Annotated in this window: 22 protein-coding genes and 1 pseudogene; 11 read left to right on the top strand and 12 right to left on the bottom strand. The window is 71.7% G+C overall.

Annotation, left to right across the window (positions count from 1 at the left end; all coding sequences use genetic code 11):
- The 7 genes and pseudogenes from IE249_RS39440 to IE249_RS34035 form a co-directional block, all read left to right on the top strand.
- A pseudogene (locus tag IE249_RS39440) lies at positions 1-250 on the top strand (DUF2797 domain-containing protein); the annotation flags it as partial.
- Between the two features lie 70 nt (positions 251-320).
- Complete coding sequence (locus IE249_RS34060) at positions 321-1,259, top strand: amidohydrolase family protein (RefSeq protein WP_189711140.1); 939 nt, start codon at positions 321-323, stop codon at positions 1,257-1,259.
- A gap of 222 nt (positions 1,260-1,481) precedes the next feature.
- The gene (locus IE249_RS34055; protein WP_229859901.1) at positions 1,482-2,222 is read left to right on the top strand and encodes a response regulator transcription factor; all 741 of its coding nucleotides are present in this window, start codon (positions 1,482-1,484) and stop codon (positions 2,220-2,222) included.
- Positions 2,219-3,841 carry a sensor histidine kinase gene (locus tag IE249_RS34050; protein ID WP_189711139.1) on the top strand — a complete coding sequence of 541 codons (1,623 nt, stop codon included), beginning with the start codon at positions 2,219-2,221 and terminating at the stop codon, positions 3,839-3,841. The genes IE249_RS34055 and IE249_RS34050 overlap by 4 nt, the downstream gene beginning before the upstream one ends.
- 14 nt (positions 3,842-3,855) lie before the next feature.
- Positions 3,856-5,226: a bifunctional glycosyltransferase family 2/GtrA family protein gene (locus IE249_RS34045; protein ID WP_189711138.1), complete on the top strand. Its 1,371-nt coding sequence runs from the start codon at positions 3,856-3,858 to the stop codon at positions 5,224-5,226.
- The gene (locus tag IE249_RS34040) at positions 5,223-7,424 is read left to right on the top strand and encodes a glycosyltransferase family 39 protein (protein WP_189711136.1); all 2,202 of its coding nucleotides are present in this window, start codon (positions 5,223-5,225) and stop codon (positions 7,422-7,424) included. The genes IE249_RS34045 and IE249_RS34040 overlap by 4 nt, the downstream gene beginning before the upstream one ends.
- A 140-nt stretch (positions 7,425-7,564) precedes the next feature.
- Positions 7,565-8,332, top strand: coding sequence for a TetR/AcrR family transcriptional regulator (locus tag IE249_RS34035; protein WP_189711134.1), 768 nt, complete (start codon positions 7,565-7,567; stop codon positions 8,330-8,332).
- Positions 8,333-8,428: 96 nt separating this feature from the next.
- Here IE249_RS34035 and IE249_RS34030 read toward each other — a convergent pair whose 3' ends face one another.
- Both IE249_RS34030 and IE249_RS34025 read right to left on the bottom strand, forming a co-directional pair.
- Positions 8,429-8,899: a PPOX class F420-dependent oxidoreductase gene (locus IE249_RS34030; protein WP_189711132.1), complete on the bottom strand. Its 471-nt coding sequence runs from the start codon at positions 8,897-8,899 to the stop codon at positions 8,429-8,431.
- Positions 8,900-8,966: 67 nt separating this feature from the next.
- The gene (locus IE249_RS34025; RefSeq protein WP_189711130.1) at positions 8,967-9,320 is read right to left on the bottom strand and encodes an STAS domain-containing protein; all 354 of its coding nucleotides are present in this window, start codon (positions 9,318-9,320) and stop codon (positions 8,967-8,969) included.
- Between the two features lie 226 nt (positions 9,321-9,546).
- Between IE249_RS34025 and IE249_RS34020 the strand changes: the two genes are divergently transcribed.
- Positions 9,547-10,284, top strand: a complete 738-nt coding sequence (locus IE249_RS34020) for a GAF and ANTAR domain-containing protein (RefSeq protein ID WP_189711149.1) — start codon at positions 9,547-9,549, stop codon at positions 10,282-10,284.
- A 28-nt stretch (positions 10,285-10,312) separates the two neighbouring features.
- Positions 10,313-11,053 carry a GAF and ANTAR domain-containing protein gene (locus IE249_RS34015; RefSeq protein WP_189711128.1) on the top strand — a complete coding sequence of 247 codons (741 nt, stop codon included), beginning with the start codon at positions 10,313-10,315 and terminating at the stop codon, positions 11,051-11,053.
- Here the strand turns inward: IE249_RS34015 and IE249_RS34010 are convergent.
- The 3 genes from IE249_RS34010 to IE249_RS34000 form a co-directional block, all read right to left on the bottom strand.
- Positions 11,036-11,857, bottom strand: a complete 822-nt coding sequence (locus IE249_RS34010; RefSeq protein ID WP_189711127.1) for a YceI family protein — start codon at positions 11,855-11,857, stop codon at positions 11,036-11,038. The two genes, IE249_RS34015 and IE249_RS34010, sit on opposite strands and share 18 nt — an antisense overlap.
- A gap of 104 nt (positions 11,858-11,961) precedes the next feature.
- Positions 11,962-14,490: an MFS transporter gene (locus IE249_RS34005; RefSeq protein WP_506367971.1), complete on the bottom strand. Its 2,529-nt coding sequence runs from the start codon at positions 14,488-14,490 to the stop codon at positions 11,962-11,964.
- Positions 14,491-14,575: 85 nt separating this feature from the next.
- A complete protein-coding gene (locus IE249_RS34000) occupies positions 14,576-15,070 on the bottom strand; it encodes a MarR family winged helix-turn-helix transcriptional regulator (RefSeq protein WP_189711123.1) in 495 nt (164 codons plus the stop codon).
- A 194-nt stretch (positions 15,071-15,264) separates the two neighbouring features.
- On the opposite strand from IE249_RS34000, the gene IE249_RS33995 reads away from it, so the two are divergent.
- Positions 15,265-15,462 (top strand): hypothetical protein, encoded by a 198-nt coding sequence (locus tag IE249_RS33995; RefSeq protein WP_189711121.1) that lies wholly within the window; start codon positions 15,265-15,267, stop codon positions 15,460-15,462.
- A gap of 33 nt (positions 15,463-15,495) precedes the next feature.
- Here IE249_RS33995 and IE249_RS39925 read toward each other — a convergent pair whose 3' ends face one another.
- The 7 genes from IE249_RS39925 to IE249_RS33960 form a co-directional block, all read right to left on the bottom strand.
- Entirely contained in the window at positions 15,496-15,732 is a 237-nt protein-coding gene (locus IE249_RS39925; RefSeq protein ID WP_308434435.1) for a hypothetical protein, read from the bottom strand.
- A gap of 687 nt (positions 15,733-16,419) precedes the next feature.
- The gene (locus IE249_RS33985; protein WP_189711117.1) at positions 16,420-17,322 is read right to left on the bottom strand and encodes an RNA polymerase sigma factor SigF; all 903 of its coding nucleotides are present in this window, start codon (positions 17,320-17,322) and stop codon (positions 16,420-16,422) included.
- A gap of 246 nt (positions 17,323-17,568) precedes the next feature.
- Positions 17,569-18,444: an RNA polymerase sigma factor SigF gene (locus tag IE249_RS33980; protein ID WP_189711115.1), complete on the bottom strand. Its 876-nt coding sequence runs from the start codon at positions 18,442-18,444 to the stop codon at positions 17,569-17,571.
- 167 nt (positions 18,445-18,611) lie between these two features.
- Positions 18,612-18,905, bottom strand: a complete 294-nt coding sequence (locus IE249_RS33975; protein WP_189711147.1) for a Dabb family protein — start codon at positions 18,903-18,905, stop codon at positions 18,612-18,614.
- Positions 18,905-19,102 (bottom strand): hypothetical protein, encoded by a 198-nt coding sequence (locus tag IE249_RS33970; protein ID WP_189711154.1) that lies wholly within the window; start codon positions 19,100-19,102, stop codon positions 18,905-18,907. The genes IE249_RS33975 and IE249_RS33970 overlap by 1 nt, the downstream gene beginning before the upstream one ends.
- A gap of 299 nt (positions 19,103-19,401) precedes the next feature.
- The gene (locus IE249_RS33965) at positions 19,402-19,959 is read right to left on the bottom strand and encodes a P-loop nucleotide/nucleoside kinase family protein (protein ID WP_229859898.1); all 558 of its coding nucleotides are present in this window, start codon (positions 19,957-19,959) and stop codon (positions 19,402-19,404) included.
- Positions 19,956-20,714 carry a GntR family transcriptional regulator gene (locus IE249_RS33960; RefSeq protein ID WP_189711111.1) on the bottom strand — a complete coding sequence of 253 codons (759 nt, stop codon included), beginning with the start codon at positions 20,712-20,714 and terminating at the stop codon, positions 19,956-19,958. The genes IE249_RS33965 and IE249_RS33960 overlap by 4 nt, the downstream gene beginning before the upstream one ends.
- 463 nt (positions 20,715-21,177) lie before the next feature.
- Between IE249_RS33960 and IE249_RS33955 the strand changes: the two genes are divergently transcribed.
- A partial coding sequence (locus IE249_RS33955) for a DUF6284 family protein (RefSeq protein WP_189711109.1) occupies positions 21,178-21,401 on the top strand: 224 nt, incomplete at its 3' end.

Raw genomic sequence — 21,401 nt, 5'->3', positions numbered from 1 at the left:
GGCCGCCACCGGCCAGGTGAGCGAGCTGGTGCCGGGCGCGGTGGTCGGGGGTGAGCTGGTCGCGGCCGCCGGACCCGATCTGCATCTCGCCGTCGACGGTGGTGGGGTGGTCGTGCTGGACACGCGGCTGATGACCGGCTGGGAGCTGGGGGCGGCCGGGGGCGGCGCCGGGACCGGCCGGCTGACCGTTCCGGTGCGGGAGCTGCGGGTGCCGCGTGCGACGGCGGACGTGCAGGAGGGGTTGTTCTGAGGAACGCTGCCGTGAGTGCGGTCCCGCGCGCGCTGGACTCCGGTGCGGTCGGGGGCTGATCGTTGGCGGTATGAGTGATCAGCCGAAGACACCGGTGTCCGTGACGGAGGCGGGTGCGGTCCGGGCGTTCTGGGAGCGGCTCGGGCTGCCCGGGCTCGTCGACGTGCACACCCACTTCATGCCCGAGCGCGTGCTGCACAAGGTCTGGCAGTACTTCGACGGGCTCGGCCCGCTCACGGGCGGCATCGAGTGGCCGATCGCCTACCGGGAGGAGGAGGAACAACGCCTCGCGCGTCTGCGGGAGTTCGGTGTGCGTGCCTTCACCGCCATGCTGTACCCGCACAAGCCCGGCATGGCCCGCTGGCTGAACGACTGGGCGGCCGGCTTCGCCCGCCGCACGCCCGACTGCCTCCACACCTCCACCCTCTTCCCGGAGGAGGGCGTGGCCGGGTACGTGAGGGAGGCCGTCGACGCGGGCGCCCGGGTCTTCAAGGCGCACGTCCAGGTGGGGGCGTACGACCCCGGGGACGAACTCCTCGACCCGGCCTGGGAGTTGCTCGCGGAGACCGGCGTGCCCGTCGTGATCCACTGCGGGTCCGGGCCCGCGCCCGGCAAGCACACCGGGCCCGAGCCGATCGGGCGCGTGCTCGCCCGGCACCCGCGCCTGCGGCTTGTCGTCGCCCACATGGGCATGCCGGAGTACGAGGACTTCCTCGGCCTCGCCGAGCGGTACGAGGACTTCCTCGGCCTCGCCGAGCGGTACGAGGAGGTGCGGCTGGACACCACCATGGCGTTCACCGACTTCAGCGAACGGCTCGCACCCTTTCCCCGGCGCGCCCTGCCCCGGCTGGCCGCCCTCGGCGACCGCATCCTGCTCGGCTCGGACTTCCCCAACATCCCTTACCCGTACGCCGATCAGCTGACCGCCCTGGAACGGCTGGGCCTCGGCGACGACTGGCTCCGCGCGGTGTGCCACGACAACGGCGCGCGCCTCTTCGACCTGGCCTGAGCCGACACCTCCGGCGTGTCCGGGGGGGGGGCGCTCGCCCCGCCCCGCCCGGCCCGCTCCTACGCCTCGCCCGGGGGCACGCTCCCACGCCGCGCCCCGGGGCGTCCCCGCCCACCGCCCGAGCGCCGCCCAGGAGTTCCCTGAGAGTCGCCTGTGCGTTTCTCAGGTGAATCACAGATTGGTGAAAGGGCGCTCTCAGAGGACGCGGACAAGGTGTCCACCATGACCACGACCTCGCCCCAGGGGCGCACCGAACTGCTGAGGCCGGACGGGAGCCCCGTCCGGGTGCTTGTGGTGGACGACGAGCTGTCGATCACCGAACTGCTGTCCATGGCCCTGCGCTACGAGGGCTGGCAGATCCGCAGTGCGGGGGACGGGCACGGTGCCGTCCAGACCGCGCGCGAGTTCCGGCCCGACGCCGTCGTCCTCGACATGATGCTGCCCGACATGGACGGACTCACCGTCCTCGGGCGGCTGCGCCGCGAGCTCCCCGACGTGCCCGTCCTGTTCCTGACCGCCAAGGACGCCGTCGAGGACAGAATCGCCGGCCTCACCGCGGGCGGCGACGACTACGTCACCAAGCCGTTCAGCCTCGAGGAGGTCGTGGCGCGGCTGCGCGGGCTGATCCGGCGCTCGGGCGCCGCCGACCGGCGCTCGGACTCCGTGCTGGTGGTCGGCGACCTCACCCTCGACGAGGACAGTCACGAGGTCTCGCGCGGCGGCGACAACATCCACCTCACCGCCACCGAGTTCGAGCTCCTGCGCTTCCTCATGCGCAACCCACGGCGCGTGCTCAGCAAGGCGCAGATCCTGGACCGGGTGTGGTCGTACGACTTCGGCGGCCAGGCCAACGTCGTCGAGCTCTACATCTCCTATCTGCGCCGGAAGATCGACGCCGGCCGCGAGCCGATGATCCACACCCGGCGCGGCGCCGGTTACCTGATCAAGCCCGCCGTCTCATGAGCGGGCGACGACGGCCGCGTGCGCGGAGGCGGCGGACCGGACAGCCGCGCACCCTGCGGACGCGGCTCGTCGTCGCGTCGGTGGTGCTGATCGCCGTGGTCTGCTCAGTGATCGGCACGGTGACGACACTCGCGCTGCGTTCGCATCTCTATGAGCAGCTGGACGGGCAGCTCGGCGAGGTCGGCGCCCGGGCGTCGGGTGAGTTCCGGCCCCCGGATCAGGTCGGCAAGGACCTGACAGGCGACCTGCACCGGGAGCCGAAGCCGGTGAACCTCACCGAATTCGTCACCAAGGGCCCGCAGCCGAGCGGCACGACCGTCGCGGCCAGGGTGGAGAACGGGCGGATCACCGACTCCCGGCGCGGTCAGAAGTCCGTGTCGGATTTCCAGATGAGCGCCAAGGCGCTGACTCCGGTCCAGCTTGCCGCGCTGGCCTCGGTGCGTCAGGTGAACCGGAATGTGCAGACCGTCGACCTGCCCGGCCTCGGCAGCTTCCGCGTCCAGTTCAGGACCGGTCCCAACGGCAGCTTCTACGTCGCCCTGCCGACCAGCGGCGTCGACGGCACCATCAACACACTCGTCCTGGTCGAGATCAGCGTCACCGCCGCCGGTCTCATCGCCGCCTCCCTCGCCGGTGCCGCGATCGTGGGGGTCGCCCTGCGCCCCCTGCGCCGGGTCGCCACCACCGCCACCCGCGTGTCCGAACTCCCCCTGCACACCGGCGAGGTGAACCTCAGCGAGCGCGTCCCCGAGTCGGAGACGGACCCGCACACGGAGGTCGGCCAGGTCGGCACCGCGCTCAACCGGATGCTCGACCACATCCACGGCGCCCTGCACGCCCGCCAGCAGAGCGAGACACGGGTACGGCAGTTCGTCGCCGACGCCAGCCACGAGCTGCGCACCCCCCTGGCCTCCATACGCGGCTACGCCGAACTCACCCGCCGCGGACGCGAACAGGTCGGGCCCGACACCCGGCACGCCCTGGGCCGTATCGAGTCCGAGGCCGGGCGGATGACGCTGCTGGTGGAGGACCTGCTGCTGCTGGCCCGGCTGGACGCGGGCCGGCCGCTGCAGTTCGAGCGGACCGACCTCGTACCGCTCGTGGTGGACACCGTCAGCGACGCGCGCGCGGCCGGACGGGACCACAACTGGCGGCTGGACCTGCCCGACGAGCCCGCACTCGTGTCGGCGGACGCGGCCCGGCTCCAGCAGGTCCTGGTCAACCTGCTGGCCAACGCCCGTACGCACACTCCGCCCGGCACGACCGTCACCGCACGCGTGCAAAGGCGCGGACGGTGGCTGTGCGTGGACGTCGAGGACGACGGCCAGGGCATCCCCCAGGAGCTGCTGCCGCACGTCTTCGAACGGTTCGCGCGCGGCGACTCCGCGCGCTCGCGCACCACCGGCTCCACCGGTCTGGGCCTGGCCATCGTCCAGGCCGTGGCGAGCGCGCACGGCGGCGCCGTGACCGTCGACAGCGTGCCCGGGCGCACGGTGTTCACCGTCCACCTGCCCGCGCCGCACCCCGTGGCGCCCGCGTCCGCCGCCCGGACGACCGACCGGTTCTCGCACTCACAGGGGCAGCACAGCCTCAACACATCGGTGCGACAGGGCACTTGAGAAGAGTCGGTGCCATGCGAACCGACTCTTCTCCCGGCACCCTGCCGGCGCGGGAGCACCTCCCGGCCGGCGACGCCGGTACGCCTGTCCTGGACGTAGTGATACCCGTCTACAACGAGGAGAAGGACCTCGGGCCCTGTGTGATCCGGCTGCACGAGCACCTCACACGCACCTTCCCGTACGCCTTCAGCATCACGATCGCGGACAACGCCTCCACGGACGCCACCCCCCTGGTCGCCGCCCGGCTGGCCGCGGAGATCCCCGAGGTCGGGACCTTCCGCCTGGAGCAGAAGGGCCGCGGCCGGGCCCTGAGGACCGTCTGGTCCGCCTCGCGTGCGCCGGTCCTCGCCTACATGGACGTCGACCTGTCCACGGACCTCAACGCGCTGCTCCCGCTGGTCGCACCGCTGATCTCCGGCCACTCCGACCTCGCCATCGGCTCCCGGCTCAGCCGCAGCTCGCGCGTGGTGCGGGGCGCCAAGCGGGAGTTCATCTCCCGTACGTACAACCTGATCCTGCGCGGCTCCCTGCAGGCCCGGTTCTCCGACGCCCAGTGCGGCTTCAAGGCGATCCGGCGTGATGTCGCACAGGTGCTGCTGCCGCTGGTCGAGGACACCGGCTGGTTCTTCGACACCGAGATGCTGGTGCTGGCCGAGCGGGCCGGGCTGCGTATCCACGAGGTGCCGGTGGACTGGGTCGACGACCCCGACTCCACGGTGCACATCGTCAGGACGGCGACGGAGGACCTCAAGGGCGTGTGGCGCGTGGGCAAGGCCCTGGCCACCGGTTCGCTGCCGCTGGACCGGATCACCCGCCCCTTCGGCGACGACCCGCGCGACCGCGAGATCCAGGACGTGCCGAGGGGACTGGCCCGCCAGCTCGTCGGTTTCTGCGTGGTCGGCGGCCTGTCCACGCTCTTCTACCTGCTGCTCTACAGCGCCTTCCGGCAGTTCTGCGGCTCGCAGATCGCCAACGCGCTCGCCCTGCTGGTGTCGGCGGTCGCCAACACCGCCGCCAACCGGCGTCTCACCTTCGGTGTGCGCGGCCGCGGCGGCGCGGTCCGCCACCAGGCGCAGGGCCTGGTCGTCTTCGCCATCGGCCTCGCGCTCACCAGCGGCTCGCTGGCCGCCCTGAACGCGGCGAGCAGCGACCCGGCCCACTCCACCGAACTCGCGGTGCTCATCGCCGCCAACCTCGCGGCGACCGTGCTGCGCTTCCTCCTCTTCCGCGCGTGGCTCTTCCCGGACCGGCAGGACTCCCACGACTCCGAGGCCACCTACGACGCCCAGGCCACCTACGGCACGTACGGCGCCCACCGGGGTGACTCGACCATGCGGCTGCAGCCGGTGCGTCCGCACCACACCGATCCGAGGGAATCCCGATGACGACTGAGTACGACAGGACGAGCCGGCCGGAGGGTGTGGGGCCGTCCTCCTGGGGACCACCGCCCGCGCCCGCCGCCGTCCCGGCCACGGGAGGCCGGCCCGAGGACCCGCGCTGGGTCCGCCCCGCCTTCCTCGGCCTCCTCCTGGCCACCGGACTGCTCTACCTCTACGACCTGAGCGCCTCCGGCTACGCCAACTCCTTCTACTCGGCGGCCGTCCAGGCGGGCAGCAAGTCCTGGAAGGCGTTCTTCTTCGGCTCCCTCGACGCGGGCAACGCCATCACCGTCGACAAGCCCCCGGCCTCGCTGTGGCCGATGGCCCTGTCGGTACGGATCTTCGGCCTGAACTCGTGGGCGATCCTCGTCCCCGAGGTGATCATGGGCGTCCTCACGGTCGCCGTGGTCTACGCGGCCGTGCGCCGCCGGTTCAGCCCGGCCGCCGGACTGATCGCGGGCGCGGTGCTCGCGCTCACGCCGGTCGCGGCGCTGATGTTCCGCTTCAACAACCCCGACGCGCTGCTCGCGCTGCTGATGTCGCTCACCGTCTACTTCGTCGTCCGGGGCCTGGAGGACGGCCGGACCAAATGGCTGGTGTGGGCGGGCGTGGCGGTCGGCTTCGCCTTCCTGACCAAGACCCTCCAGGCCTTCCTGATCCTGCCCGCCCTGGCCCTCGTCTACGGCGTCTGCGCGCCCGTCGCGCTGAAGAAGCGGCTCGGGCAGCTGGCCCTCGCCACGGTGGCGCTCGTCGTGTCCGGCGGCTGGTGGGTCGCGGTCGTCGAGCTCTGGCCTGCCTCCTCGCGCCCGTACATCGGAGGCTCGCAGAACAACAGCTTCCTGGAGCTGACCTTCGGCTACAACGGCCTCGGCCGGATCAACGGCGACGAGACCGGCAGCGTCGGCGGCGGCGGGGGCCCCGGGGGCGGCGGCACGGGCCGCTGGGGCGCGACCGGCTGGGACCGGATGTTCGACTCCGAGATCGGCAGCCAGATCTCGTGGCTGCTCCCGGCCGCGCTGATCCTGCTCGTCGCGGGGCTCGTGCTCACCCGCGGGGCCCGGCGCACCGACCTCGCCCGCGGCGCGTTCCTCGCCTGGGGCGGCTCGCTGCTGATGACCGCGGTCGTCTTCAGCTACATGGCGGGCATCTTCCACCAGTACTACACCGTCGCCCTCGCGCCCTTCATCGCCGCCGTGGTCGGCATGGGCGCCGCGGCACTGTGGGAGGAGCGCGCCCGGACCTGGGCGTCGCTCACCCTGGCCGCCGCCGTCACGGCGACCGCGGGCTGGGGTTACGTCCTGCTCAACCGCACCCCCGACTACCTGCCCTGGCTGAAGTGGCTGGTGCTGGTCGGCGGACTGGCCGCGGCCCTCGGCCTGGTCTTCGCGGGCCGGCTCGGCCGGCCGCTCGCGCGCGCGGTGCTCTCCGCGGCCGTCGTCACCTCGCTGGCCGGGCCGGCGGCGTACACGCTGAGCACGGTGAACTCCGCACACACCGGGTCCATTCCGACGGCCGGTCCGGCGGGCGCGAGCATGATGGGCTTCGGCGGCCGGGGCGGCGGCCCGGGCGGTGGCGGCACGCGCGGGGGCCTCGGCGGCGCCATGCCGGGCCAGAACGGCCGGAACGGCCAGAACCAGCAGAACGGCAACGGCACCGGCGGCTTCCCCGGCGGAGGATTCCCGGGCCAGGGCCAGGGCCAGGGTCAGGGCATGCCGAACGGCAACGGCTTCCCCGGCGCGGGCGCGGGCGCGGGCGCAGGCGGCGGCTCGGCCCAGGGCGAGCGCGGCCGGATGGGCGGCGCCGGCGGCGGTCTGCTGGACGGGGCGAACGTCTCCTCCGCGGCCAAGAAGCTGCTGGAGACCGACGCCTCCCACTACACCTGGGTCGCCGCGTCCATCGGTTCGCAGAACGCGGCCAGTCACCAGCTCGCCACCGGTGACCCCGTCATGGCGATCGGCGGCTTCAACGGCACCGACCCGTCGCCGACCCTCGCCCAGTTCAAGGAGTACGTGGCCCAGGGCAGGATCCACTACTTCATCGCGGGCGGCGGCATGGGCGGCGGCATGGGAGGCGGCATGGGCGGCGGCATGGGAGGCAGCGGTACCGGCACCGCCTCGCAGATCACCTCCTGGGTGGAGAAGAACTTCAAGAAGGTGACAGCCGGTTCGGCCACCTTCTACGACCTCACCCGCAAGACGAGCTGATCCAGGACGGGAGACCGAAGGGGGGCGATGGCCGGCCGGGCCACCGCCCCCCTCTTCCCTGTTGCCGTGCGCGGCGCAGCGGGCACACTCCGGATGGCATTCCGGGACCGCCGGGGTGGGAACGCTCAGAGAGGTGCGCCATGGTGAGGGCAGCCCAGCGGGCCAGGGGCGCGGCGCGGACCAGCGTCTGGCTGGAGGGCAAGGCACGCCGGAGCGGGCGCGGCGGCGGGCAGCCGTCCGGGCTGGACCGGGAGCGGATCACCGAGGCCGCGGTGCGGCTGCTGGACGCCGAGGGGCTGTCCCGCTTCTCCATGCGCCGGCTGGCCGCCGGGCTGAACGTCACCGCCATGTCCGTGTACTGGTACGTCGACACCAAGGACGACCTGCTGGAACTCGCCCTGGACGCGGCCTTCGGCGAGCTGCGGCTGCCCACGGAGGACGCCGGCGCCGACTGGCGCGAGCAGGTGCGCGGGCTCGCCGCCGGGTACCGCGCCCTGCTGGTGCGCCACCCGTGGCTGTCGCCGCTCGTCGGCACGTTCCTCAACATCGGCCCGAACTCGCTCGCCTTCTCGGGCGCCGTGCACCGGATCATCCGCCGCACGGGGCTGCCCGGGCACCGGCTGCCCGGGGCGATCGCGGCCGTCTTCCAGTTCGTGTACGGCTACGGCACGGTCGAGGGCCACTTCGTGGCCCGCTGTGCCGGGGCGGGCATGGCGCCGGACGACTACTTCCGGCACGCGATGAGCGCCGCCACGCGGGCGCCGGACGCCGCCGAGGTGCTGCGGGAGTCGGCGCACATGATGGCGGCGCGCGGCGGCGAGACGGTCGGCGGGATGCTGGACCGGGACTTCGCCTTCGCCCTGGACCTGCTGGTCGCGGGCATCGAGGCGATGGTCGCCCGCGACTGACCGTCCCCCACGCCTCAGGCCCGGCCCACGACGGTCCCGTCAGCCCACACCGGTCCCCCCAGCCCGTGCCGGCCCCCGTCAGCCGACGTCAGCCCCTCAGTCCCCGCTCACCAGGCGGGCCGGGAAGCCTCCCGTGGCCACCGGGCCCCAGCGCTCGGGCGTGATCCGGATGATCGACTTGCCCTGCCGGCGCATGGCCTCGCGGTACTCGTCCCAGTCAGGGTGCTCACCGGCGATGTTGCGGTAGTACTCCACGAGCGGCTCCACGGAGTCGGGCGCGTCCACGACCTCGGCGGTGCCGTCGATCTGGACCCACGGTCCGTCCCACTCGTCGCTCAGCACGACGAGGCTCACCCGGGCGTCCCTCCTGGCGTTGCGGGTCTTGGCCCGCTCCGGATAGGTGGAGACGACGATCCGCCCGGAGTCGTCCACCCCGCAGGTCAGCGGGGAGGCCTGGGGGCCGCCGTCCGAACGCCGGGTCAGCAGCAGGGCGCGGTGACGTGGCCGTACGAAGTCCAGCAGTTCCTCGCGCGTCACGCGGGTGTTGGTCGCGATGTTCGGTGCCATGTCCGCAGCCTAAGTGCCGGGAACGCGCGATGGCTGACCCTGCCGTGCGCGCCACCGGCGGGGCCGGTCAGGCGCGCAGCGCCCCGGTGAGGTCGCCGTGGACGGGCACGTCGCGGCGTACGCCGGTCAGTTCCAGGACGCGGTAAGGGACTCCGTCCGGGGCCGCCACCACCAGGAGCCGTACATCGGGCGGCAGCCCGCGCCGTACGTCCTCGACGAGGCGGGCGCCCTGGGAGTCCATGAACTCGGTGCGGGTGAGGTCCAGGACCAGGATCTCCAGGCGCCCGGCGCGGTCTTGTGCGCAGGCGAGCGCGCCGGCGCACAGCGCGGGCCCGTTGGAGAGGTCGATCTCCGGGGGCAGCACGAGCAGGGTGTGCCCGGGCAGGTCGAGCACACGGCACGGGGCGGAGAAAGGAGTCACGGCACTCACCTGGCAGAAGGCAGACATCCATCCGGTCACAGGGAGGCCGCTTCCTGACCCGTCCGGCTCCATTCCACCACTTGCGCGCGCCGGTTCAAAAGGGGGCGGGGCCGACCGTCGACCTGGGGGAACCCGCACGCAGGGACGAGATAAGGTTCTGTTCGTCCTGTGCTCGCAGTCGGGAATGTGCTGCGGAGCTCTCCTGCGCATGGCCGTAGCGCCGTGCATGCCGAAGAGGTTCGTGGTGCCTGCGTCCGACTTTCCTGAATCGTCCCGTTTTACGGGCGATTTCGAGCTGGCCGAAGCCCTGGTGGCGGCTGCCCGGCAACTGCACGAAACGGCCACCCCGCACAGCACACTGGACACCGCCGTGCGGCTCGCCGTGGGCCTGGTGCCGGGCGCCGAGCAGGCCGGCATCTCCGTCCTGGATCGGGGCGGCAACCGGCGTGCGGTCGCCTGGACCGACGAGTCCGTGCGCGCGGTCGAGGCGGGTGTGCCGGGCCGCGTCAAGCCGTCGTACGGGGAACACCTGTGGCAGGAGCCCGTGGTGCGGGTGGCGGACAGCGAGACGGAGGAGGGCGGGGAGCCGCTGGCCGTCCTCGGTCTGCGCTCGGCGCTCGCGCTGCGGCTGCGCGCCGACAAGCGGCGGCTGACGGTGCTCACCGTCTACGCCGGCAAGCCGGGGGTCTTCGACGAGGCGGCCACGCGGATCGGCCGGCTGTTCACCGCGCACGTCAGCCTCGCCCTGGAGTCGGTGACCGTGCGCGAGCAGCTCACCGAGGCGATGCGCACCCGGGATCTGATCGGCCAGGCCACCGGCATCCTGATGGAGCGCATGAACATCGACGCCGCGGAGTCCTTCGACAGCCTGGTGCGCGCCTCGCAGCGGGAGAACGTCAAACTGCGGGATCTCGCCCGCCGGATCGTCGACGCGAACAACGCCACACGCGAGGCGGGGAGTTGATCGCCGAAACGGGGACAAAAGCAACTGCATGAGTCCCGATACGACGCCCGAACCCCTGGACCAGGCGATCGCGCGCGGCGGCGGCCTGGACACCCTGCTGCGGGACCTGACCGACCGCGCCGTCCAGGCGGTGCCCGGCGCGGCGGCCTGCAGCATCACCGTCCGCCGCGGCGAGCGCCTGCTGACCCTGGCGGGCAGCAGCGGCCTGCCGAGCGGGCTGGACCTGCGCCAGTACGAGGACGGCAGCGGGCCGTGCGTGTCAGCCGCCGGGACCGGCGACGAGCGGTACGTCCCCGACACGGCGGAGGAGACCCGCTGGCCCGACTACACCCGCTACGCGCTCTCCGTCGGCGTGCGCTGTGTGCTGGCGCTGCCGCTCGCGGTGCCGGGCGAGACGGGCGCCGCGCTGAACCTGTACGGCCTCGAGCCGGACGGGCTGGCCGCCGACCGTGAGCAGGCGCGTGCCTTCGCCGCGCGGGCCGCCGACGCCGTGACGGTCGCGCTGCGCGTCGAGGGCGAGCGCGCCGCCGCGCCGGACGTGCGCACCGCCCTGCTCTCCCGCAGCGTCATCGACCAGGCCATCGGCATCCTGATGGCCCAGGAGCGGGTCGACGCCCAGCGTGCGCTGGAGCGACTGCGCAACATGTCCCAGCACCGCAACACCAAGCTCCGCGACCTGGCCGCCGACCTGGTCTCGCGGGCCGCGAGCCCCCAGCGGTCGCCGCGCCCCCCGCTCCCCCCGCGCGCCCCGTCAGGCCGCGGGCAGTGAGTCGCCCTGCACGGCCTGGACGTCCAGTTCCACCCTGAGGGTGGTGCCGATGGCGGCGATGCCCGCCTGGAGGACCTGGTTGTAGTTCATGGCGAAGTCCTCGCGGCGCAGTTCGGTCGTCGCGCGGAAGGCGGCGCGGGTGCCGCCCCAGGGGTCGGCTCCCGTGCCCAGGTAGGCGAGGTCGAGGTCGACGGGGCGGACCACGCCGTGCATGGCGAGCTCGCCGTGGACCGTCCAGCGGTCCGAGCCGGCGGCCGTGAGGCCGGTGGAGCGGTAGGTGATCTCCGGGTGGCGCTCCACGTCCAGGAAGTCCGGCGACTTCAGGTGGCCGTCGCGCATGCCGTTGCCGGTGTCGATGGAGGCGGCGCGGATGACCGCCTCCACGCGGGACTTGGTGACGTCGTCCGGGGCGATCTCGATGGTGCCCCCGAAGTCGGTGAACCGCCCGTGCACGCTGGAGATGCCCAGGTGCTGGGCGACGGCGGCGACCGAGGAGTGGGCCGGGTCGACGGTCCACGGCCCCGGCGGGGGCAGTTCGGTGCCGCCCTGGCGGGCCAGGGTCACCGTGCCGACCTCGGCCCGGCCGCTCGCGGTGACGATCGCACTGGAGGCCGCGGGCGCGTAGCCGACGGCGGTGACGATGACGGTGTACGCGCCGGGCGCCAGCTCGGTCGTGTCCCGCACGGTGCCCTCGGCGTCGGCCTCGGCCCGCACCACCTGGGTGCCCGTCATGTCGGTCACCGTGACGACCGCGTGCGACACGGCCCATCCGTCCCGGGTGCGGATCCTCGCGGTCAGTCCCATCCCGTTTTCTCCCTGCACATCCATACAAATCGGTCGCATGAGACCGGCCCGTGGCGAGGCGCTCCGCCGCTCGGGGAGCGCCCCGCACACGGGCCGGGGTCGAACTACTCGCCGGGGTGGGCGAGTTCGATGTCGTGGTCGTCGACTCCGCGGCCGGTGACCGTCAGAGCCGTCGCCACCGGCGGGTAGCCCGTCGCGATGACGGTGTACTCGCCGCTGCCGAGGTCGGTGAAGGCGTACGCGCCGTCCGCCCCGGTGGTGGCCGTGCCGGCCACGTTGCCCGCCGCGTCGACGAGCGTCACCCGGGCGTCCGCGAGCGGACCGTGCGGGGCCCGCACCACGCCCTGGAGCCGGGCGCCGGAGGGCAGATCGATCTCGACCCGGGTGACCCCGGTGCCGCCCACCTCGACCGGCAGCGCCCGCGGCCGGTAGCCGTCGGCGTTCACCGCCACGGTCACCGCGCCCGGCACCAGTTCGGAGAAGGAGAACTCGCCGTTCTCCCCGGTGGCACCGGTGGCCAGCAGGTCGCCGCGGACATCGGTGACGATCACCATGGCGTCCTTGACCGGCAGTCCGGACTCGGCGGCCCGGACCACACCGCTCAGGCCGCTGGTGCCGCTGAGCAGGATGTCGTACGCCACCGGCTCGCCGCCCACCACGATCGTGGACGCCTGCGGCTGGAAGCCGTCGGCGGAGGCGATCAGGACGTAGGAGCCCGCGCCCGGCGCGTCCACCGCGTAGGCGCCGTCGGCCTGCGCGACCGACCGGCCCAGCTGGCGTCCCGCCAGCGAGATCAGCGTGACCGCCGCCTGCGGCACCGGCGCGCTCTCGGCGCCGCGGACGAAGCCGCGCACCGGGATGCCGCCGCCGGCGCCCGCGCCCGTGGCGCCCGGCGCCACCGTGGCGACCGCGGCGAGCCGCTGGGTGCCCTCGGGACCCGCCTCGGTGGCGGAGACGGCGGACGCCCAGCTCGGCACCCGCTCCCCGGCCGGGGTGAAGGTGTCACCGGCGGCCTCGCCGGCCGGCGCCTCGGCGGCCGGCGCGGTGGCCGGCTCTTGGGCCTCGGCGACGACGGGAGCCGCGGCCGGGTCCACCGGAGCGGCCTCGCCGTCGGCGGCCTGGGCCAGCGCGCCCTTGGTGCGCAGCGGCACCTCCTTGATGAACAGCGTGATCAGGAAGGCGACCGCGGCGAGCGCGCCGGCGTACAGGAAGATGTCCGCGATGCCGTGCCCGTAGGCGCTCTCCATGACCGTGCGCAGCGGCCGCGGCAGCTTGTCCATGTCGGGGATGGTGTCCGTGCCGGAGCCGGAACCCGCCGCGAGCTTGGCGTACTTGGGGCCGAGGTCGGCCAGGCCGTCCTTGACGTAGTCGGTGATCCGGTTGGCCATCACCGCGCCCAGCGCCGAGACGCCCACCGCGCCGCCCAGGGAGCGGAAGAAGGTGACCGTGGAGCTGGCCGAGCCGAGGTCGCCCGGGTCGACCTGGTTCTGCGTGCACAGCACCAGGTTCTGCATCATCATGCCGATGCCGAGGCCCAGCAGGGCCATGAAGACGCCCATCTTCCAGTACGCGGTGTCGTACCGGATGGTGCCCAGCAGGCCGAGGCCGGCCGTCACCAGCACGCCACCGCTGACCAGCCAGGCCTTCCAGCGGCCGGTGCGGGTGATGAACTGCCCCGAGACGGTGGAGGAGACGAACAGACCGCCGATCATCGGGATGGTCATGACGCCCGACATCGTGGGCGACTTGTCGCGGGCCAGCTGGAAGTACTGGCTGAAGAACACGGTGCCGGTGAACATCGCGATGCCCACGAACAGCGAGGCGAGCGAGGCCAGCGTGATGGTGCTGTTGCGGAACAGCCGCAGCGGGATGATCGGCTCCGAGGCCTTGGCCTCCACCAGCACGAACAGCGCGCCGAGGACGACCGAGCCGCCGACCATCACGTACGTCTGCCACGAGATCCAGTCGTACTTGTCACCGGCGAAGGTGACCCAGATCAGCAGCAGCGAGACGGCGGCCGAGATCAGGGTGGCGCCGCCCCAGTCGACCTTGACCTCCCGCTTGACCACGGGCAGGTGCAGGGTCTTCTGCAGCACGATCAGCGCGATCACCGCGAAGGGCACGCCGACGTAGAAGCACCAGCGCCAGCCCAGCCAGGAGGTGTCGGTGATGACACCGCCGAGCAGCGGGCCGCCGACGGTGGCGACGGCGAACGTGGCGCCGAGGTAACCGGAGTAACGGCCCCGCTCACGCGGGGAGATCATCGCGGCCATGACGATCTGCGCCAGGGCGGACAGACCGCCGACGCCGATGCCCTGGACCACACGGCAGGCGATCAGCATGCCGGGGTTCTGCGACAGCCCCGCCGCCATCGACGCGACGACGTAGATGACGAGAGCTATCTGGACGAGTGCTTTCTTGCTGTACAGGTCGGCGAGCTTGCCCCACAGGGGAGTGGTCGCGGTCATCGACAGCAGGGAGGCGGTGACGACCCAGGTGTAGGCGGACTGGCCGCCACCGAGGTCGCCGATGATCTTCGGCAGGGCGTTGGAGACGATCGTGGACGACAGGATCGCCACGAACATGCCGAGCAGCAGCCCGGAGAGCGCCTCCATGATCTGCCGGTGGGACATCGGAGCGCTCCCCGGGGAGCCTCCCCCATGCTTGGCGTGAGCCCGCACACCGGCTGGTGTGGTCGTTGCCATGGGCTTCCTTTGCTTACGTGCTTGCGGGTGTACGGGTGGTCTCTTCGACTACGGGCGCGGGCGGCCGGGCCGGGGCGGACCGGCAGTCGCCGAAGCTGGCGCGCAGGCGTGTCATCAGCCGGATGAGCTGGCCGACCTCGTCGTCGGTCCAGTCGCTCAGCCGCTCGGCGAACAGCTGGGTGGTCCGCCGGTACATGTCGTCGAGCCGGTGCTCTCCCGCGGGCGTCAGGCGCAGGATGCGCGAGCGCTTGTCCGCGGGGTCCGGCAGGCGGTCGATCCAGCCGCGCGCGGCGACGTGCGCGACATGGCGGCTGGTGACCGACATGTCCACGGAGAGCAGCTCGGCGAGCTTGCTCATGCGCATGTCCCCGTGGCGGCCGAGCAGGGTCAGCACGGCGGCGGAGCCGGCCGGGCAGTCGGACGGCAGCATCCGTCCCATGTCCCGCTTCACGGCTCCGACGGCGCTGAGCTGACGTGCCAGCTCCTCGTACTGCGCCTGCTCAGCCATCACACCTCCCGTATTCGTTGCTTAGGGCAACCATAAACACGGTTGGTTGCTGCAGGCAAACAAATAGGGGGTCGGCGCCGCAAAAACTTGGCAAAGGCAAGTATTGCGAACGTAAAGGTGCAGGTGGTTGCCCTGATCAGCCGGGGTGGGCCCCCACTTGGGTCCCATCCGGGGATTCGCTAGTGTCTCGGGCCATGGCTAACACCCAGGGCCCCCAGGGCAACTACGACCCCGCCGGCAGCACCCAGATGTTCCGCGCGTTCGTCGACGAGGCCGCTCCCCAGGGCAGGCAGCAGGAGGCCGCCTCCTCCGGCCCGCGGATCGGCCTGATCGTCGGCGTGGTGGTCGCGGTGGCGATCGTCGCGGCCGTCGCCTGGCTCGCGCTCAAGTAGTCCGCCGGCCCGCGCCCGCGGGCCCAGGCTCCCCTACTTCCACTGGACCGCGACGTCCCGCGTCTCGATGTGCATGCCCAGCGGCACCCGCCAGGCGTCCACGCACACGGTCCAGCTCCCGTCCTTCCGCGCGCCGGCCCCGATCGGCGCCGGGAGCGGCTCGCTCGACTCCACCGTGCCCCAGTCGATCCCGAGCGCGCCGATGATGTGCGTCCCGAGTGTCACCGTGCCCGAACGCACCGCCGTGCCGCCCGAGTTGCGGAAGGTCACGGTGACCTTCTCGCACCACCGCCGGTCCGCGGCCTCCCGCACGGGCTCGCCCGCGCTCAGCCGGGCGGGCGCGGGGGGCGTGGAGGGCGGCGGGGGCGCCGGTGACGAGGGCGGGGAGGGCGGGGACGGGCGCTCGGGGGATGTCGTACGGCCGTTGCCGCCGCCGTTGCCCGGCGAGGACGGGGATTCCGGCGAACTGCCGCCGGTGGGTTCAGGGTTGGTTCCCCGGGTGCCCGTGGAGGGTGCGGTGCCCGTGGAGGGTGCGGTGCTCGTGGCGCCCGTAGAGCCTCCCGGCCCCGAACCGCCGGACGCCGTACCGGAATCCGTATCCCCGCTGGGCAGACTTCCTGCCCGCACGGGCGAGTTGTCGGTACCGGACGATCCCGGACCACCGCTCACGCCGGAGTCGCCGCCCTGGCCGCCCCCGTCGAGCGGCACCAGCGTCACGGACCCCGTCGGTGCGGCCCTCCCAGGGGCCCGGGGCGACCCACCGGCCGGTCCCACCGCGACGTACCCGCCCCCGGCGCCGTCCCCGCAGGCGGCGAGGATCCCGGCCAGACACACGACGGCCGCCGAGGCGGCCGTCACGGCGCCTCGACGGCCACGAGTCGAAGTCACCCATGGCAGCATCGCGCCATGGTGTCTGACGCTCCGTCAAATAGGAAGCGTCCTGCGGCGGTCAGTCGGTCAGTCCGAGATCAGGCCCTCGCGCAGCTGGGCCAGGGTGCGGGTCAGCAGCCGGGAGACGTGCATCTGGGAGATGCCGACCTCCTCGCCGATCTGAGACTGGGTCATGTTGGCGAAGAAGCGCAGCATGATGATGCGGCGCTCCCGGGGCGGGAGCTTGGCGAGCAGCGGCTTGAGCGACTCGCGGTACTCCACGCCCTCCAGCGCGGTGTCCTCGTAGCCCAGGCGGTCGGCCAGGGAGCCCTCGCCGCCGTCGTCCTCGGGGGCCGGCGAGTCGAGGGAGGAGGCGGTGTAGGCGTTGCCGACGGCGAGGCCGTCGACCACGTCCTCCTCCGACACGCCCAGTACGGCGGCGAGTTCGGCCACCGTGGGCGAGCGGTCCAGCCGCTGCGACAGCTCGTCGCTGGCCTTCGTCAGTGCCAGCCGCAGCTCCTGGAGGCGCCGGGGCACCCGCACCGACCAGGAGGTGTCCCGGAAGAAGCGCTTGATCTCGCCGACCACGGTCGGCATCGCGAAGGTCGGGAACTCCACGCCCCGCTCGCAGTCGAAGCGGTCGATCGCCTTGATCAGGCCGATGGTGCCGACCTGGACGATGTCCTCCATCGGCTCGTTGCGCGAGCGGAAGCGGGCGGCCGCGTAGCGGACCAGGGGGAGGTTGAGCTCGATCAGGGTGTCCCGGACGTAGGCGCGCTCGGGGCTGTCGGCGTCGAGTGCGGCGAGCCGCAGGAACAGGGAGCGGGACAGGGTCCGGGTGTCGATGGCTTCCGAGGCCGGGGGAGCCGGGGCCTCAGCGGCCGCGAGGGCCGCAACGTCGTCGAGGGCGTCGAGCGCCTCGAGCTCCTTGGCAGGGGTCTCGCTCTTGCTGAGCGTCAGCACCTCGGAGCTGCCCTGATCTGCGGACATGCCACCCCCTCTGGGTCGCGGGACGGTCGCGGCCTGCGCTCTCCCGACGGAGAACTCAGCCCTCACCTGAATACCGGAGCCGAAGCCGCGGCAAACGCGCTTGAGGAAGAATGTCACATGTCGGCAACACGCTGTAGTGACATGTCGACATCCGAGATGCGAATCCACCCTGGAAAAAGGGGGTCTGACGGCCTTTCGGCTCGGTGGTGTCGGGATCCGCCCAGGTGAGGGATTCGCCCGTGACGGTTACGCCTCGATCCTGTTTGCGGATCGAAGGCGCTGGAAGCTACGCGCGAGTAGCCGCGAGACGTGCATCTGGGAGACGCCGAGTTCGGCGCTGATCTGCGACTGGGTGAGATTGCTGTAGTAGCGCAGCAGCAGAATTCTCTGTTCCCGCTCGGGCAGTTGGACCAGGAGATGGCGGACGAGGTCGCGGTGCTCCACACCGTCGAGCGCGGGATCCTCGTAGCCGAGCCGGTCGAGGAGCCCGGGCAGCCCGTCGCCCTCCTGGGCCGCCTCCAGGGAGGTCGCGTGGTACGACCGTCCGGCCTCGATGCAGGACAGCACCTCGTCCTCGGTGATCCGCAGCCGCTCGGCGATCTCGGCGGTCGTGGGGGAGCGGCCGAAGGCGGTCGTCAGGTCCTCGGTGGCGCTGTTGACCTGCACCCACAACTCGTGGAGCCGGCGCGGGACGTGGACGGTGCGGACGTTGTCGCGGAAGTAGCGCTTGATCTCGCCGACGACGGTCGGCATGGCGAAGGTCGGGAACTGCACGCCCCGGTCGGGGTCGAAGCGGTCGATGGCGTTGATCAGGCCGATGGTGCCGACCTGGACGACGTCCTCCATGGGCTCGTTGCGGGAGCGGAAGCGGGCGGCCGCGTAGCGCACGAGCGGGAGGTTGGCCTCGATGAGCGCCCCGCGCACGCGGGAGTGCTCGGCCGTGCCCGGTTCGAGCTCCTTCAGCTGGGTGAACAGCACCTGGGTGAGGGCCCGGGTGTCGGCGCCGCGCCGCTTCTCCGGTGCCGGGGCACAGGCCGCGGCAGCGGATGCTTCCTCCTGGGGCGGCGCAGTACTGGCCGACACGGTCAACGCCACCTCTTCGTCGATCAACTCATCCGTCAAAAGCGGTCATAGCATCACAAGACAGGTGCATCGTGTTCAAGCACCGCATATGCACGTGTTGAGGGTTGAAATAGGGCATATGGCACAAAAAAGCCCCGCTGCCGTGCGGCGGCGGGACCTCGGGAAGCGGTCGGGAGCCGAGGGCGGTCGGCGCCCGCACCGCGGGCTCAGAACTCGTAGTCGGCGATCACCCATGTGGAGAACTCGCGCCACAGCGCGACGCCGGCCTGGTGGGCCGGGTGCTCCAGGTAGCGCTTGAGCGCGTCGGCGTCCTCGACCGCCGAGTTGATCGCGAAGTCGTGGGCGATCGGGCGGTCGCTGATGTTCCAGCCGCACTCCCAGAAGCGCAGCTCGTCGATCTGCCCGCCGAGGGCGCGGAACGCCTCGGCGCCCGCCACGACGCGCGGGTCGTCGCGCGAGACGCCCTCGTCGAGCTTGAAGAGGACCAGGTGCCGGATCATCATTTCCCTCCGTTGGCGACCCAGGTCATGAAGTCGCCGATGGCCTTCGCCGCGTCCGAAATGCCCTCGAAGCCTATCTGGACGTAGCCGGCGGCCTTGGCCGGGTCCGTGATGATCACGTAGAGCACGAAGACCACGAGCGCGTAGACGGCGATCTTCTTGGCGTTCACCGCCATCGCGGTCTCCCCCTGTCGCATGTTGCCCTGTCGTCGGCCGCGGCGGACCGAGTGCTGTCGATGATCGCACGATGATGGCACGAAGGGCCCCGTCCGACGGACGGGGCCCTTCACAAGCGGTAGCGGAGGGATTTGAACCCTCGGTGACTTGCGCCACACTCGCTTTCGAGGTCTGTTCGGGCAGGTCAGAGCAGTAGTCGGCGCCGTTCAGACCCGTTCATTCCCGTCCCGGCGCCGGTTGCCTGAACCCCTGTGAACGGCTCCGGACGCGGGTGAATGAGACGGAAACTGAGACGGAGCGCCCCCGGCTGACCTGCGCATCAGTCGTCTGTCGGCCGAGCACGGGGCGCGTCCAGAGCCGCTATGACGGCCGTTGTGTCCCCGTCGTACAGGACGTACGACTCATCGTCCTGAGGCGGGATGAATCGCGTGCGGTACCGCTGTAGGTCACTCTCGGAAAAGTAGATCGCGTTCGGATCGTCCGCGTGAAATTCGTTGCGCTTGCTGATCCGCGCCCACAACTCGTCATGGCTCGCCGCGAGATAGACGAGTACCGGGGTGGCGCCGGCGTCGGTAGCGATGGCCTGCCACTTGGCCCGATCTTCCGGCGTCCAAAAGCCGTGGTCAACGACCACATCGTGCCCTGCCTTGAGCTCGTCCCTCAGCTCAAGGGCTACGTCTTCGAGGACCGGGCGCTCAAGGGTGGGAAAGGTGCCCCGGGGGAAGTCGACCCCGTAAACGCCGTGCCGGCGGTACATCTCCTCATCCGGGCAGAGCCGGACGAACCCGCGAGCTGTCAGCGCTCTGGACAGGGTGGTCTTGCCAGAGCCGGGGAGCCCGGCCATCAGGACGCAGAACGGCGGGCGGGCGACCGTCACGGGGAAACCTCCGACTCTGTGCGCCATGTACGACCGGGACCCCCGAGGTCTACGCCGTACTCCACGATGTTGCCCTCGCTGTCGACGAACTTCGCGGTCATCACCACAACCGGCTCCGCCGGCGGATCGTGAGGGTCAAGTTCCAGGAGCCGTGCGAACTCCGGCGTAAGCAGGCACGCTGAGGCGGTGTCGATTCGGTGACTGATCGGGTGGCCGGTCGCCTGAGCGATGAGCTGGAGAGAGGTTCCCCCTTTCAGTCGCTCGCTGGTTGCGAGCTGGGGAATCAGCTTCCCGTACCGTGCGGGAATCCACGAGGTGCTGTGGGCCACGATGCCGTGCCGGTCCCTGTAGACGCGGCTGCGGCGCACCACATCGGCGCCGGGCTCGATGTCCAGCGCTTGGGCCACGTCTGCGGGAGCGGGAACCACGGCCGCCTCGTGCGAATCGGACCGCTCGCCGGTCCCCCAACTGGACCCGGTACGGCGGCCCCGGTCCTGACGCTGGGCTCCCGACGACATGGGAGCCGGTAGGTCCAAGACCTCAGTCCCGATGCCGTGGATGCCTCGAACTAGGCCGTCGTTGCGCAACTTACGCAGGGCCTTTTCGGCCGTGGCGGTGCTCACCTGCCACTTTTCCGCGAGGTTCTTGATGCTCGGCAAGAGCGTCCCCGGCTGTAGCTCGCCAGACGAAATCCGCTCCGCGTAGTGGGCCGCGATCCTCGCATACGGCGCCCGATTGTCGGCCTGGCCTGCCATGACGGTTGCTCCTTGTCGTCACTTCCCTGAGGTTCCCTACCTTACCGCTTGACACCGCAGGGAACCCTAGGGAACCTTAGGGATGTGCCCGCCGGGCGGCTCGACCGGGCGGCGGGTGCAAGACCTCGACGCGCCTGCATTCGTGACTGGCTGAGTCGGAGCAAAGGGGCCCGGGACAGAGCGGGCCGAGGGCGCACCCGACCCTGGTCATTCGGGAGGGCTTAGACCGAAAGGTCACGTCTCCATACGCCTGTAACGGGAGCCCGTGTTCCCGAAGGAGACACCCGCACGACTCGACCACCGCAGCGCTTCGCTCGCTGCGGCCGGTTGCCTCCGCTGCACGTCTCGCACGTGCGGCGCTGAGGGGAGCCGGACGTTCCGACTTCAACGGCGCGCGGCCCCGGTGCTGGAACACCGGGGCCGCTGTTCGGGCCGTTTCACCTGCGAGGGAGAACCACGACCCATGGAACACATCGTCACTGTTCAGGACGCTGTTACCGCGTTCGCCGACTGGGCCGAGCCCACGGACGTGGAGCTGGACGCGATCGAGGAGGAGATGCCCGCGATCCTCGCGGCCGTCGACCTGCTGGACGCGCAGATCATCACGCTGGACCGGACGCCGAGTGAGCTGGACGTCCAGCGCGTCCGCCGCGCCCGGCGGCGTCTGCTCGCCGCGCGGCGGGAGCT

Source organism: Streptomyces anandii JCM 4720, assembly GCF_014650655.1.
Lineage (GTDB): Bacteria > Actinomycetota > Actinomycetes > Streptomycetales > Streptomycetaceae > Streptomyces > Streptomyces anandii.
This window is presented reverse-complemented; position numbering and strand designations above follow the sequence as displayed.

Coding starts and splice junctions, on each gene's coding strand:
- IE249_RS34050 (WP_189711139.1), top strand. CDS start 2,219: ATGAGCGGGCGACGACGGCCGCGTGCGCGGAGGCGGCGGACCGGACAG.
- IE249_RS34030 (WP_189711132.1), bottom strand. CDS start 8,899: ATGGCACCGAACATCGCGACCAACACCCGCGTGACGCGCGAGGAACTG.
- IE249_RS33975 (WP_189711147.1), bottom strand. CDS start 18,905: ATGATCCGGCACCTGGTCCTCTTCAAGCTCGACGAGGGCGTCTCGCGC.
- IE249_RS33960 (WP_189711111.1), bottom strand. CDS start 20,714: ATGGCAGGCCAGGCCGACAATCGGGCGCCGTATGCGAGGATCGCGGCC.
- IE249_RS34015 (WP_189711128.1), top strand. CDS start 10,313: ATGAGTCCCGATACGACGCCCGAACCCCTGGACCAGGCGATCGCGCGC.
- IE249_RS34040 (WP_189711136.1), top strand. CDS start 5,223: ATGACGACTGAGTACGACAGGACGAGCCGGCCGGAGGGTGTGGGGCCG.
- IE249_RS33995 (WP_189711121.1), top strand. CDS start 15,265: ATGGCTAACACCCAGGGCCCCCAGGGCAACTACGACCCCGCCGGCAGC.
- IE249_RS34020 (WP_189711149.1), top strand. CDS start 9,547: ATGCCGAAGAGGTTCGTGGTGCCTGCGTCCGACTTTCCTGAATCGTCC.
- IE249_RS34005 (WP_506367971.1), bottom strand. CDS start 14,490: ATGTCCCACCGGCAGATCATGGAGGCGCTCTCCGGGCTGCTGCTCGGC.
- IE249_RS34055 (WP_229859901.1), top strand. CDS start 1,482: ATGACCACGACCTCGCCCCAGGGGCGCACCGAACTGCTGAGGCCGGAC.
- IE249_RS34035 (WP_189711134.1), top strand. CDS start 7,565: ATGGTGAGGGCAGCCCAGCGGGCCAGGGGCGCGGCGCGGACCAGCGTC.
- IE249_RS33985 (WP_189711117.1), bottom strand. CDS start 17,322: ATGTCCGCAGATCAGGGCAGCTCCGAGGTGCTGACGCTCAGCAAGAGC.
- IE249_RS34045 (WP_189711138.1), top strand. CDS start 3,856: ATGCGAACCGACTCTTCTCCCGGCACCCTGCCGGCGCGGGAGCACCTC.
- IE249_RS34060 (WP_189711140.1), top strand. CDS start 321: ATGAGTGATCAGCCGAAGACACCGGTGTCCGTGACGGAGGCGGGTGCG.
- IE249_RS33970 (WP_189711154.1), bottom strand. CDS start 19,102: ATGCGACAGGGGGAGACCGCGATGGCGGTGAACGCCAAGAAGATCGCC.
- IE249_RS34010 (WP_189711127.1), bottom strand. CDS start 11,857: ATGGGACTGACCGCGAGGATCCGCACCCGGGACGGATGGGCCGTGTCG.
- IE249_RS34000 (WP_189711123.1), bottom strand. CDS start 15,070: ATGGCTGAGCAGGCGCAGTACGAGGAGCTGGCACGTCAGCTCAGCGCC.